13 protein-coding genes are annotated in these 13,144 nt (G+C 64.6%); 9 read left to right on the forward strand and 4 right to left on the reverse strand.

Annotated features, from left to right (window positions below):
• Window positions 1-150: 150 nt before the first annotated feature.
• Window positions 151-912 (forward strand): DUF1223 domain-containing protein, encoded by a 762-nt coding sequence (locus JQ633_RS16005; RefSeq protein WP_211985991.1) that lies wholly within the window; start codon window positions 151-153, stop codon window positions 910-912.
• 535 nt (window positions 913-1,447) lie between these two features.
• Entirely contained in the window at window positions 1,448-1,819 is a 372-nt protein-coding gene (locus tag JQ633_RS16010; RefSeq protein WP_211985992.1) for a DUF2794 domain-containing protein, read from the forward strand.
• A gap of 114 nt (window positions 1,820-1,933) precedes the next feature.
• On the opposite strand, the gene JQ633_RS16015 is transcribed toward JQ633_RS16010, so the two are convergent.
• From JQ633_RS16015 to JQ633_RS16030, 4 genes are all read right to left on the reverse strand, one after another.
• On the reverse strand, window positions 1,934-2,464 hold the full coding sequence (locus JQ633_RS16015) for a GNAT family N-acetyltransferase (protein WP_211986079.1): 531 nt from the start codon (window positions 2,462-2,464) through the stop codon (window positions 1,934-1,936).
• A gap of 100 nt (window positions 2,465-2,564) precedes the next feature.
• The gene (locus tag JQ633_RS16020; RefSeq protein ID WP_211985993.1) at window positions 2,565-3,353 is read right to left on the reverse strand and encodes a Bax inhibitor-1/YccA family protein; all 789 of its coding nucleotides are present in this window, start codon (window positions 3,351-3,353) and stop codon (window positions 2,565-2,567) included.
• A gap of 233 nt (window positions 3,354-3,586) precedes the next feature.
• A complete protein-coding gene (locus JQ633_RS16025) occupies window positions 3,587-6,157 on the reverse strand; it encodes an ABC transporter permease (RefSeq protein ID WP_211985994.1) in 2,571 nt (856 codons plus the stop codon).
• Window positions 6,154-6,873, reverse strand: a complete 720-nt coding sequence (locus JQ633_RS16030; protein WP_211985995.1) for an ABC transporter ATP-binding protein — start codon at window positions 6,871-6,873, stop codon at window positions 6,154-6,156. Before JQ633_RS16030 ends, JQ633_RS16025 begins: the two co-directional genes overlap by 4 nt.
• A gap of 55 nt (window positions 6,874-6,928) precedes the next feature.
• On the opposite strand from JQ633_RS16030, the gene JQ633_RS16035 reads away from it, so the two are divergent.
• The 7 genes from JQ633_RS16035 to JQ633_RS16065 all read left to right on the forward strand — a co-directional run bounded on the left by JQ633_RS16035 (window position 6,929) and on the right by JQ633_RS16065 (window position 13,129).
• Window positions 6,929-7,564 carry an arylesterase gene (locus JQ633_RS16035; RefSeq protein ID WP_211986080.1) on the forward strand — a complete coding sequence of 212 codons (636 nt, stop codon included), beginning with the start codon at window positions 6,929-6,931 and terminating at the stop codon, window positions 7,562-7,564.
• A gap of 170 nt (window positions 7,565-7,734) precedes the next feature.
• Entirely contained in the window at window positions 7,735-8,271 is a 537-nt protein-coding gene (gene thpR / locus JQ633_RS16040) for an RNA 2',3'-cyclic phosphodiesterase (RefSeq protein ID WP_211985996.1), read from the forward strand.
• 222 nt (window positions 8,272-8,493) lie between these two features.
• Window positions 8,494-9,681, forward strand: a complete 1,188-nt coding sequence (gene zapE, locus JQ633_RS16045) for a cell division protein ZapE (protein WP_211985997.1) — start codon at window positions 8,494-8,496, stop codon at window positions 9,679-9,681.
• A 266-nt stretch (window positions 9,682-9,947) separates the two neighbouring features.
• Window positions 9,948-10,916: a malate dehydrogenase gene (gene mdh, locus JQ633_RS16050; RefSeq protein WP_211985998.1), complete on the forward strand. Its 969-nt coding sequence runs from the start codon at window positions 9,948-9,950 to the stop codon at window positions 10,914-10,916.
• 161 nt (window positions 10,917-11,077) lie between these two features.
• Window positions 11,078-12,274 carry an ADP-forming succinate--CoA ligase subunit beta gene (gene sucC, locus JQ633_RS16055; protein ID WP_211985999.1) on the forward strand — a complete coding sequence of 399 codons (1,197 nt, stop codon included), beginning with the start codon at window positions 11,078-11,080 and terminating at the stop codon, window positions 12,272-12,274.
• A 2-nt stretch (window positions 12,275-12,276) separates the two neighbouring features.
• Window positions 12,277-12,753: a DUF1579 family protein gene (locus JQ633_RS16060; RefSeq protein ID WP_211986000.1), complete on the forward strand. Its 477-nt coding sequence runs from the start codon at window positions 12,277-12,279 to the stop codon at window positions 12,751-12,753.
• A 4-nt stretch (window positions 12,754-12,757) separates the two neighbouring features.
• Window positions 12,758-13,129 carry a hypothetical protein gene (locus JQ633_RS16065; protein WP_211986001.1) on the forward strand — a complete coding sequence of 124 codons (372 nt, stop codon included), beginning with the start codon at window positions 12,758-12,760 and terminating at the stop codon, window positions 13,127-13,129.
• The last annotated feature ends 15 nt before the right edge of the window (window positions 13,130-13,144 follow it).

Consider the following 13,144-nt stretch of genomic DNA (forward strand, 5'->3'; position numbering starts at 1 on the left):
ATCAGACCCTCACCGCTTAGTGAGTAGCGACCAAAAAGAAGGCGGCCTATGACAAAGGCCGCTTTCTCGCGTTCTGGGGCACGCAGTTAAGGGACACAACTTCATGCTCCGTACAAATACGGATGGAAATCATCACGACTGGTTCGCAGTATGACAGCGATGATGGCCTATAATCGTATCTCGCGATGGTCCAGCGCGCTTGGCATCTGCGCAATCGTCGCGATCATCCGCCCCGCTCACGCCGATCCGCGTGCTGTCGTCGAACTCTTCACTTCGCAGGGATGCTCGTCCTGTCCGCCCGCGGACAAGATCATCGGTGAGCTTGCGAAGGACCCCAACGTCATCGCGCTGAGCATGCCGATCGACTATTGGGACTATCTCGGCTGGAAGGACACGCTGGCCGATTCCCGCTTCAGCGCGCGCCAGAAAGCCTATTCGCACATGCGCGGCGATCGCGACGTCTACACGCCGCAGGCTGTGATCAACGGTTCGATGCATGTGATCGGCAGCGATCGCAGCAGCATCGAGAGCGCGATCAGGGACACCGACAGGAGCACCGGCGTGATGTCGGTGCCGGTGACGATGACGCTGACTGGCAAGCAGATCAACGTTTCGGTGGCCGCAGCCAAGGCGCCGACCGCGGCGCGCGGCGAGGTGTGGATCTGCTCGGTCTCGAAGGCGGTGCCGATCCAGATCCAGCGCGGCGAGAACCGCGGCCGTGAGATCACCTACCACAATGTGGTGCGCAACCTCCTGAAGGTCGGTGACTGGAACGGTTCGTCGGGAAGCTGGACCGTGCCGCTGGAGAACATCTCGCGCGACGGCGTCGACGCCGCGGCCGTCTATGTCCAGGACGGCAATCGCGACAAGCCGGGCGCGATGCTCGGCGCCGCGTTCACGTCGCTTCACTAACGCGTCGCGGCACAAGCCGCGCCTGGTCGATCGCTGAGTCCTTGCAGACTCGCGGTCGCGTCCTTCGACATCAACTGAAGCGAAATCGGCTGGCTTGCGCGCGGGCGTATCGTCCGCGAGCCCCATCGGGAAACGTTGGTCCCGAAAAACAAAAAGGACCAACTTTCGTTGGCCCAGTGTTGGGGATCTTGTCCCCCTGCGTACAGGCCCGATCCCGACGGCCCCGGGGGGCTGGGGGCTGAGGAATCCGGAACCGAAAGGACCGGGCCAACGCAGGATTATCTTTTCGCAGGGCAGCGGGGCGGGCGATGGGCGGAAGTGGGGCAGCAATATGATTCTTGCTAACGTTCCCGTGACCCCTTCAGGGATAAGCGCTTTTTGGGACAATCGGTGCACGCGGCAGGGATCGAGGCCCGGTTGCGTTGCGAATGGCCTCTTGCGGCTCCCCGCGCTTAGCGCGATCATGTCACTCTCGTGACGATCCCGAAATGGGACTGCGGGTGAGAATCGTCACCGGGATGACAGGAGGCGCTCGATGAGTTTGATCTCGGAGGACACCGATCCGAGCGGGAGCCGCGCGGTGGCGCGTCCCGCCACCGCGGCTGCCCAGCCCAACCGTGTGACGTTCAACCGGATTGAGCTCAACCGTATTCTCAATCTCTATGGCCGGATGGTCGCCGACGGCGAGTGGCGCGACTATGCGATCGACTTCCTGAAGGACCGCGCCGTGTTCTCGGTGTTTCGCCGCGCGTCCGAAATGCCGATCTACCGGATCGAGAAGGATCCGCGGCTCGCGCGCAAGCAGGGCATGTACAGCGTGATCTCGGCGACCGGCCTGATCCTGCGCCGCGGCCACGAGCTCGAGCGCGTGCTGCTCGTGATCGATCGGAAGCTGTCGCTGGTGTAGGCTGGTTAGCTCTGCACCCGTAGCCCGGATGCAGCGCAGCGAAATCCGGGGCGGTCTTTCCGCGGATGGCCTGTCCCGGATTGCGCTTCGCTCCATCCGGGCTACGCGTTCCCGCTAATCCGCCGGCAGCGTTGCTGCGCCTTCGCCGAGCGCGCGCTGCATCATTACCGTGTCGAGCCAGCGGCCGAACTTCAGGCCGACATTCGGGTGCGTGCCGATCATTGCGAAGCCGCAGCGGCGGTGCAGCCCGATCGAGCCGGCATTGGCGGAATCGCCGATCACCGCGATCATCTGGCGGAAGCCGCGGCTCTCGCATTCGACGATCAGGCGCTGCAACAGCTTGAAGCCGATGCCGCGGCGATGCACCGCGGGATCGAGGTAAACCGAGTTTTCGACCGTGAAGCGGTAGGCCGGCCGCGGCCGATAGGGGCCGGCATAGGCATAGCCGGCCACGCGACCGTCCAGCACGGCGACGAAGTACGGGAAGCCGCCGTCGATCAGCGCCCGGTAGCGGCGCGTCATCTCGGCGAGGTCCGGGGGCACCAGCTCGAAGGTCGCAGTGCCGAAGCGCACCGCCTGCTCGTAGATCGCCGTGATGGAGGGAAGGTCCGCCTCGGCAGTGGACCTGATTTCCGGATCGGACATTTCAGGATCGGACATGGCGCGACACTATTTTGCCCCGCCCAAAAGAAAAGCCCCGGCCGCTTGGCCGGGGCTTGGGATTTGAACGGCTCGCCTGAAGCGCTTAGTCGCGCTGGCCGAGCAGCTGCAGCAGCAGCGTGAACAGATTGATGAAGTTCAGGTAGAGCGACAGCGCACCAGTGATTGCCGCGCGCTCTGCCATCACGCCGCCTTGCGAGGCGTAGCCGTAGATGTAGTCGTTCTTCAGCCGCTGGGTGTCCCAGGCGGTGAGGCCCGCGAACACCAGCACGCCGACGACCGACACGATGAACTGCAGCGCCGAGCTCGCCAGGAACAGGTTGACCAGGCTCGCGATGATGATGCCGATCAGGCCCATGAACAGGAACGAGCCCATGCCGCTCATGTCACGCTTGGTGGTGTAGCCGTAGAGGCTGAGCGCACCGAACGTAGCCGCGGTGATGAAGAACACGCGCACGATCGAGGTGTGCGTGTACACCAGGAAGATCGACGACAGCGAGATGCCCATCAGTGCCGAGAACACCCAGAACAACAGCTGGGCGGTCGCAGGCTGCAGGCGGTTGATGCCGGCCGAGATGACGAACACCATCACCAGAGGGGCGAGGATGAACAGCCACTTCAGCGGGCTGACGAACATCGCATAGCCGAACTGCGTCAGCGGCACCTTGCCGAAGTGCGCGACGGCGCTGGACGGATCGGCTACGGCTGCCAGATAGACGCCGAGCGCGGCGAAGCCGGTGATGGCGAGGCCGATGCTCATGTAGTTGTAGATGCGCAGCATGTAGGCGCGCAAACCGGCGTCGACGGCCACAGCGTCGACCCGACCGGCGGCCCGGCCGAAGGGAGAATTATAGTTGCGGTCAAGGTCCGACATGGTCGAATTCCCGTGGTTGGTCCCGGTGTAGCGCAAGGGATTTGCGGCGCCGGTGTAAATCTATCTCGGATGGCGTGACTTAAGGAAGATTAATTCCATGTCATCAAGGCGGCCATCCGACCCGTTTGACATGTGGGAAACTACCATATTCCGCGCAAGCTTCCACGCGCGGCTGAATGTCGCTCTAATCAAGGATTTATAGGGAAATGCGGCACGCGCGCCGCTACAAATTGTCACAAATTCCGCAGCACCGAGGCGGGTTTCTGATTGAGCGCGAGCAGTGTTCCCGCCAGTCCGAGGCCGACGGTGACGACGAGGGCCGCGACCACCACCAGCGCCGCGCTGCCGGCCTGCCAGACGAAGCTCAGCGTCATCAGCCGGGTGACGATCAGCCACGCCGCGATCGAGCCGGCGATCACCCCGAACACGGCGGTTGCAAGGCCGATCATCAGATACTCCAGCGCGTAGGCGCCGAGCAGCCGCGCCCGCGTGGCGCCGAGCGTCTTGAGGATGACGGCGTCGTAGACACGGTGGCGGTGACCGGCGGCGAGCGCGCCGCCGAGCACGAGGATCGCCGAGATCAGCGTCACGGCGCTGGCGCCGCGGATCGCCAGCACGAGGTTGTTGACCACGCTGCCGACCGTCTCCAGCGCCTCTCGGACCCGCACGCTGGTCACCATCGGGAAGGCGTCGGCGACCTGCTTGATGATGCGGGCATCGCCGGCCGCGTCCGGATTTACCTCGGTCAGGGTCGCGACATGGCTGTGCGGCGCACCCTTGAAGGCGTTCGGCGAGAACACCAGCACGAAGTTGATGCCGAGCCCCTGCCAGTCGATGTTGCGCAGATTGGCGATTTTGGCGTGGATGTCGCGGCCGAGCACGTTGACGACGACCTCGTCGCCGATCTTCAGCGAGAGCCCGTCGGCGATCTTCTTCTCCATCGAGACCAGCGGCGGCCCGCTGTAGTCCGGCCCCCACCATTCACCCTCGACGATCTTGGAGCCCTTGGGAACCTCGCCGGTGTAGGTCAGGCCGCGGTCGCTCTGCAGCACCCATTCCGAATCGACTGACGGCTTGAGCTGGTCGGCCTTGACGCCGCGGGCGGCGACGATCCGCCCGCGCAGCATCGGTACGTCCTCGATGGTGGAATCCGGGGAGATTTTCTTCAGGTAGGCGCCGAACTGGTCGGCTTCGGTGGAGGGGATGTCGATGAAGAAGAACGACGGCGCGCGGTCCGGCAGCGCCGCGAGGAACTGGCGGCGCAGATTGCCGTCGATCTGGGTGATGGTGACGAGCACGGCGAGCCCGAGGCCGAGCGACAGCACCACCGACGGCGTCAGTGCGCCGGGCCGGTGGATGTTGGCGATCGCGAGCCGCAGCATGGTCATGCGGCTGCGCGGCAGCCGCCGGGCTATCGCCATCAGGATCTCGGCAACCCCGCGCAGCAGCAGGAACACGGCGATCGAGGACACCACGAAGACGGAAGCCACCCGCTTGTCGTAGGCGAGCCCGATCGCGACTGCGATCAGCAGCACGATCACGACACCCATCAGCGCGAGGTAGCTCCAGCGCGGGCGGTGCCACTCGCTCGACACGGTCTCGCGGAACAGCGCCGCCACCGGCACGTCGTGCACCCGGCCGAGCGGCCACAGCCCGAAGGCGAGCGCCGTGAGCTGGCCGTAGAGGAAGGAGAACGCAAGCTCGCCCGGATGCAGCGCCGGCACCACCGGCAGCGGCAGCAGCTTGCCGAACAGGCCGACGATCGCGAACGGCAGCGCGGCGCCGAGCGCAAGCCCGATCACCGAGCCGATCCCGGCCAGCACCACCACCTGCGTGAGATAGATCGTGAAGACATCGCGCCCGGTGGCGCCGAGCGCCTTGAACGAGGCGATGACGTCGCGGCGGCGGTCGATATGGCTCTTCACCGCGTTGGCGACGCCGACGCCGCCGACCAGCAATGCAGCGAGGCCGACCAGGGTCAGGAACTGGGTGAAGCGGTTGATGCTGCGTTCCAGTTGCGGCGAGGCGTTGCTGCGACTGCGGACCTCCCAGCCGGCTTCCGGCGCGGCACTGCGCGCGCCGTCGATCAGCGCGGTGGTGGCGCGATCGTCGTTGCCGCCGTCGGGCAGTTTCACCCGGTAGATCCAGCGCACCAGGCTGCCCGGCTGCAGCAGGTCGGTGGCGCGCAGGCTGGCTTCGCTGACCAGGAAGCGCGGGCCGAGGCCGACGCCGCCGGCCAGCTTGTCCGGCTCGGCCACCACGACGCTGCGGATCTGGTAGGTCGCGCTGCCCACGGTGACGCGGTCGCCGAGCTTCAGGTCGAGCCGCGCCAGCAGCGTGGAATCGGCCGCCGCGCCATAGGCGCCGTCGCGCTCGGCCAGCAGATCGGCGATCGGCATGTTCGGCTCGAGCGTGAGTTCGCCGAGCATCGGGTATTTGTTATCGACCGCCTTGAGCTCGACCAGCGCCAGCTTGGCGTCGCTGCTGCGGACCATCGCGCGCAAAGTCGTTGCGACCGAGACCTCGCCGCGCGTGCGCAGGAACGCGACCTCCTCGGGCTTTGCCTCGCGCGAGATCAGCGAGAACGCGACGTCGCCGCCGAGCAGCGTGCGGCCCTCGCGCGACAGGCCGTCGCCGAGGCTGGCCGCGACCGAGCCGACGCCGGCGATCGCCATCACGCCGAGCGCGATGCAGGCGATGAAGACGTAGAAGCCACGCAGGCCGCTGCGCAGTTCGCGCAGCGCGTAGCGGAAGGCAAGCGACGACGCGCGGCTCTGCACCGCGACTTCGGACGCAATGCTCATGTTGCGGACGGCCCTTCGATGCGGCCGGAGCGCAGCCGCACCACGCGGTCGCAGCGCTGCGCGAGCGCGAGGTCGTGCGTCACCAGCACCAGGGTCATGCCGCGTTCGGCGTGCTTGGTGAACAAGAGATCAACGATCTGCTTGCCGGTCGTCTCATCGAGGTTTCCGGTCGGCTCGTCGGCGACGAGGATCGCGGGATCGGGCGCGAGTGCGCGCGCGATCGCAACGCGCTGCTGCTCGCCGCCGGAAAGCTGCGTCGGATAGTGATGCAGCCGCTCGCCGAGGCCGACCGATTGCAGCTCCTGCGCGGCGCGCGCCGCGGCATCTGCATTGCCGGCGAGTTCGAGCGGCACCGCGACGTTCTCCAGCGCCGTCATGGTCGGGATCAGATGGAACGACTGGAAGACGATGCCGACCTGGCGGCCGCGGAAGCGCGCCAGCGCATCTTCGTCGAGGGCATTGAATGCGGTGCCGCCGACGACCACTTCTCCACTGTCTGGACGTTCCAGCCCCGCCATCACCATCAGCAGGGTCGACTTGCCCGAACCCGACGGGCCGATCAGGCCGATGGCTTCACCCGCTGCCACACGAAGGCTGATATCTTTGAGGATATGAACCCGTGCTGCACCGCTGCCGAGCGAGAGGTTGACGTTCTTGACGGAGATGGTGTCCGGCTCGACGTCGTTCAGTGAAGAGGATTCGATGAGACTGTCCATGGTTCGGTCATATGGCACTTCCGCGGTTGCGGTCGAGAGCCGGTTGCGAATCTTCGTGCACATACTCGTGTTGCTTATGGGCTTGATGACGGCTGCAAATGCGCAGACCGCGGATTCGGTGAAGCCTATCAAGATGGTGGTCCTGGGCGACTCCTTAAGTGCCGGCTACGGCCTGCCGGCCGCCGCGGCGTTCCCGGTCCGCCTGCAAAAAGCCTTGGAAGCCAAGGGGATAAAGGTCGATATGGTCAATGCCGGGGTGTCCGGCGATACCACCTCGGGGGGCCGCGAGCGGCTCGACTGGTCGGTGCCCGACGGAACCGACGCCGTGATCGTCGAGCTCGGCGCCAATGACGCCCTGCGCGGCGTCGATCCCGCGGTGACGCGCGCCGCGCTGTCCGACATCATCACAAAGTTGAAGGCGCGCAAGATCGCCGTGCTCCTGTGCGGCATGCTCGCGCCGCCGAATTACGGCAGCGATTACGCGGCGAAGTTCAACGCGATCTATCCCGATCTTTCGAAATCGCTCGGCGTGCCGCTCTATCCGTTCTTTCTCGACGGCGTTGCCGCCGACGCCAAGCTCAACCAGGCCGACGGCATGCATCCGACCGCCGCGGGTGTGGATATCGTCGTGAAGAATATCCTGCCCAGCGTGGAGGCATTTCTCGGCACATTATCGGCGCAACGCAGCTGAAACGCAGGCATTGCGCCACACGATGCCTGTGGGTTTACGACCTGTTAACGCCTTATGCTTCGCAGAGTCATATATCTCGGGTACAAAAGAGACGTCGGTGATTCGTCACCGGGGTTAGTTAGACGGCGCGGGCTCCCAAAACTCGCGCCACTGCATCGAGGATTATAGCGATGCCGCGTCTGTTCACTGGACTGGAAATTCCGGCCGAGATTGGCCAGACCCTCTCCAACTTGCGTGGCGGCCTTCCCGGCGCACGTTGGATCGATCCCGAAAATTATCACGTCACCCTGCGCTTCATCGGCGATATCGACGGCCTCTGGGCCAACGAGATCGCATCGATGCTGTTTCGGGTGAACCGCAAGCCGTTCGAGGTCAAGCTGAAAGGCCTGCAGAGCTTCGGTGGACGCAAGCCGCGCGCGGTGGTTGCTTCCGTCGAGCCGAGCCGGCCGCTGATCGAATTGCAGGCCGAGCTCGAGCGGATGATGCAGCGGATGGGGCTCAATCCCGAGGGCCGAAAATTCACGCCACATGTCACGCTCGCGCGTCTGCATGACGCATCGAGCCAGGACGTCGCGGATTATCTGTCCGTGCGCGGCTACTTCCCGAGCCGCACCTTCACGGCAGACCGCTTCGTGCTGTTCTCGTCGCGCGCGTCGACCGGCGGCGGTCCCTATGTGGTCGAGGATTCCTACGCGCTCTGCGCGTGAGCCTCTTCACCTCGCCCCGCTTGCGGGGAGAGGTCGGATCGCATCGAAGATGCGATCCGGGTGAGGGGGTACAGGTCTATCGATAGACCACGTCGGGCGGTGAGAGCCCCTCACCCCGACCCTCTCCCCGCAAGCGCGGGGCGAGGGGGAGCAAACTGCATGCCCCATCGCCGAAATTCACGGCTTGCAATTTGCCGCGCAGTAGGGCCGTAAGGTGGGCCCATGCTGTCCACCTCGCCCAGTTCCTTTCTCGAGCACTACAGGGCCCTGGTCGCCTCCGGCGCGATCGAGGCTGATCCGGCGCAGGCGCGCGCCGCAGAGGCATTCGGCGCGGTCGAGGAGCGGCTCGCGAGCTACAAGCCGCAGCGCAAGCAGAGCCTGTTCGGCCGTCTGTTCGGCGGCGACAAGGACGACGGGCCGCCGCGCGGCCTCTACGTCCATGGCGAGGTCGGCCGCGGCAAGACCATGCTGATGGATCTGTTCTTCCAGCAGAGCCCGGTCGAGCACAAGCGCCGCGCGCATTTCCACGAATTCATGGCCGAGACGCATGAGCGCATCTTCGGCTATCGCCAGCAGATCGCGCGCGGCGAGATCGCAGATAGCGACGTGATCGCGCTCACCGCGCAGGCGATCTTCGACGAGGCCTGGCTGCTCTGCTTCGACGAATTCCACGTCACCGACATCGCCGACGCGATGATCCTCGGGCGTCTGTTCGCCAAGCTGTTCGAGCTCGGCACCGTCGTGGTCGCGACCTCGAACGTGGCGCCGGACGATCTCTACAAGGGCGGCCTCAACCGCGCGCTGTTCCTGCCGTTCATCGCGCAGATCACCGATCACATGGATGTGCTGCGGCTCGATGCGCGCACCGACTTCCGGCTCGAAAAACTGTTCGGCGTGAAGATGTGGCTGGTGCCGGCGGATGAAGCGGCCGACGCCGAGCTCGACGCGGCCTGGCGCAAGATGACCGGCAACGCGCCGTGCAAGTCGCGCGACATCGCGATCAAGGGGCGCGTGCTGCACGTGCCGTGCTCGTCGCACGGCGTCGCGCGCTTCGGCTTCGCCGATCTTTGCGAGAAGCCGCTTGCCGCGTCCGACTATCTCAGGCTCGCGCATGACTACCATACGATCCTGGTCGACCACATTCCGGTGATGGACTACGCCGAGCGCAACGCCGCCAAGCGCTTCATCTCGCTGATCGACACGCTCTATGACAATGCCGTGAAGCTGATGGCTTCGGCGGCGGCCGATCCGGTGTCGCTGTACCTTGCCGACGAAGGCGTCGAGGCAATGGAGTTCAAGCGCACATCCTCGCGCCTGATCGAGATGAGTTCGGAATCCTATCTGGCATTGCCTCACGGCCGGAAGGATTCATCGGCCAGCGGTTCGTCGACCGGCCTGGTCGAAACCTAGCAAACGTCATTCCGGGGCGCGCGTAGCGCGAACCCGGAATCCAGCAGTTGCGGATCGAGATTCCGGGTTCACCGCTCCGCGGTGCCCCGGAATGACGAGTGCCCTGGCATGCCTGATCGAATTCGAGGCAGGGCCGCCGATCGGGCAGGCCCTGACTTGCAGGCCCTGACTTGCAGGCCCTGACTTGAATGGATCATTCGAAAGGGATAACCACCCTTGCAACCGACTTCCCTCCCTCCTGCAGCAGTTCAAAGGACTGATTTCCCATGGCACGCGACAAGATTGCACTGATTGGCTCCGGACAGATCGGCGGAACGCTGGCGCACCTCGTCGGACTCAAGGAACTGGGAGACGTCGTGCTGTTCGACATCGCCGAGGGCGTGCCGCAGGGCAAGGCGCTCGACATCGCGCAGTCCTCGCCGGTCGACGGCTTCGACTCCAACCTGGTCGGCGCCAATTCCTATGACGCGCTCGACGGCGCCAAGGTCTGCATCGTCACCGCGGGCGTGCCGCGCAAGCCCGGCATGAGCCGTGACGATCTGCTCTCCATCAACCTCAAGGTCATGGAGCAGGTCGGCGCCGGCATCAAGAAGTACGCGCCCGACGCCTTCGTCATCTGCATCACCAACCCGCTCGACGCGATGGTGTGGGCGCTGCAGAAGGCTTCCGGCCTGCCGCACAAGAAGGTGGTCGGCATGGCCGGCGTGCTCGACTCGGCGCGCTTCCGCTATTTCCTGGCCGACGAATTCAACGTCTCGGTCGAGGACGTCACCGCTTTCGTGCTCGGCGGCCACGGCGACACCATGGTGCCGCTGACCAAGTACTCCACCGTCGCCGGCATTCCGCTGCCCGACCTCGTCAAGATGGGCTGGACCTCGCAGGCCCGCATCGACGAGATCGTCGACCGCACCCGCAACGGCGGCGCCGAGATCGTCAACCTGCTCAAGACCGGCTCCGCCTTCTACGCGCCGGCCGCTTCCGCGATCGCGATGGCCGAGAGCTACCTGAAGGACAAGAAGCGCGTGCTGCCCTGCGCCGCCTATCTCAACGGCGAATACGGCGTGAAGGACATGTATGTCGGCGTACCCGTCGTGATCGGCTCCAAGGGTGTCGAGCGCATCGTCGAGATCGAGCTGGCCGGCAAGGACCGTGAAGGCTTCGACAAGTCGGTTGCCTCGGTGCAGGGCCTGGTCGACGCCTGCAAGAAGATCGCGCCCGATCTGCTCGGCAAGTAATCTGGTCTGGCAATGACCCGATAGGCGATTGCGATCGTCTATCGGGTGCAAGATGATGAAATTCTGGCGGATTTTGTAGTTGCGCGAGCGTTGGTATATGGTATGCCAGTCGCAAGGCTGACGTGAAAGTTCGCCGCACGAGGGTTCGGGAGCGTCCATCCATGAATATCCATGAGTACCAGGCCAAGGCACTGCTGCATGAGTTCGGCGTGCCGATTTCGCGCGGCGTTCCGCTGCTGAAGCCGGAGGAGGCCGAGGCGGCCGCCAAGCAGCTTCCCGGTCCGATCTGGGTGGTGAAGAGCCAGATCCATGCCGGCGGCCGCGGCAAGGGCAAGTTCAAGGAAGCATCCGCCGGCGACAAGGGCGGCGTCCGCATCGCCAAGTCGGTCGGCGAGGTCGGCGAGTACGCCAAGCAGATGCTCGGCGCGACCTTGGTCACGATCCAGACCGGCCCCCACGGCAAGCAGGTCAATCGCCTCTACATCGAGGAAGGCTCCGAGATCGACAAGGAGTTCTACCTCTCGATCCTGGTCGACCGTGAAACCAGCGAAATCTCCTTCGTCGTCTCGACCGAAGGCGGCGTGAACATCGAGGACGTGGCGCACAACACGCCCGAGAAGATCGTCACCTTCTCGGTCGATCCGGCCACCGGCATCATGGCTCACCACGGCCGCACCGTCGCCGAGGCGCTGAAGCTGACCGGCGACCTCGCCAAGCAGGCCGAGAAGCTGACCAGCCAGCTCTATGCCGCCTTCGTCGCCAAGGACATGGCGATGCTCGAAATCAACCCGCTCGTCGTCACCAAGCAGGGCGCGCTGCGCGTGCTCGATGCCAAGGTGTCGTTCGACAGCAACGCGCTCTATCGTCATCCCGACGTGATGGCGCTGCGCGACGAGACCGAGGAAGACGCCAAGGAAATCGAGGCGTCGAAGTTCGACCTCAACTACGTCGCGCTCGACGGCAATATCGGCTGCATGGTCAACGGCGCCGGCCTCGCCATGGCGACCATGGACATCATCAAGCTGTACGGCATGTCGCCGGCGAACTTCCTCGACGTCGGCGGCGGCGCCAGCGTGGAGAAGGTCGCGGCCGCCTTCAAGATCATCACCGCCGATCCGAACGTGAAGGGCATCCTGGTCAACATCTTCGGCGGCATCATGAAGTGCGACGTGATCGCCGAGGGTGTGGTGGCCGCGGTGAAGCAGGTCGGCCTCAAGGTGCCGCTGGTGGTGCGCCTCGAAGGCACCAATGTCGACGCCGGCAAGAAGATCATCCGCGAAAGCGGTCTCAACGTCGTGCCCGCCGACAATCTCGATGACGCAGCACAGAAGATCGTGAACGCCGTCAAGGGAGGCTAACGATGGCCGATCATCTCGACGCACCGGCACCGCTGGAAGAACACCGCAAGCTCGCGGTTTTCGAAGGCGAGTGGAGCGGCGACGAGATGGTCTATCCCTCGCGCTGGACCAAGGGTGGTCCAGCGACCTCGCATGTTTCGGCGCACATCGCGCTGAACGGCTTCTATCTGATCCAGGACACGGTGCAGATGCGCGACGGCAAGCAGAGCTTCGCCACTCACGGCGTCTTCACCTATGACCGCGAGGATCGGACCTACAAGCTGTTCTGGCACGATTCGCTCGGCTACTACCCGCCGTCGCCGGCTTCCGGCGGCTGGATCAACAAATCGCTGATCCTGGTGCGCGGTTCGCTGCGCGGCAATGCCCGTCACGTCTACGAGGTCGTCGACGACAATACGTACAACATGAAGATCCAGTTCTCGCCTGACGCGGAAGGGTGGGCCGACGTGCTCACCGGCGTGTACCGGCGGGTGCAGTGAAGCCATGTCCATGCGGATTAGCGATGCGACGTTGCGCCAGAGTCTGATATGGAGCGTGCCTGCGCTGCTCTATGGCAACGTCACGTTTGCGGATGACGCCAAGAAAATCGCGGAAGCGCAAGCGGCGTGCGTGAAGCTCGCGACGACCTACCTTGACACGGTCTCTCAGCGCGACCGTTACGCCTTTGTCGAGACGGCCAACGTCTCGTCGGATCCGACTGACAACATTTTCCAGTTTCGCTGGGAAAACGCGAACTGCCAAGGCAATGCTGATCAACGCAAGATCACGCACCTATCCATTGGAAGCAAAGACCTGGCCTGCAGTACGCCAGACGATGATCTTCGCCTGACAGCGGCCTGCGCGCTCAGCTACTGACCCGTCCGAATGACG

Origin of the sequence: Bradyrhizobium tropiciagri (genome assembly GCF_018130505.1) — a bacterium.
GTDB lineage: Bacteria > Pseudomonadota > Alphaproteobacteria > Rhizobiales > Xanthobacteraceae > Bradyrhizobium > Bradyrhizobium tropiciagri_B.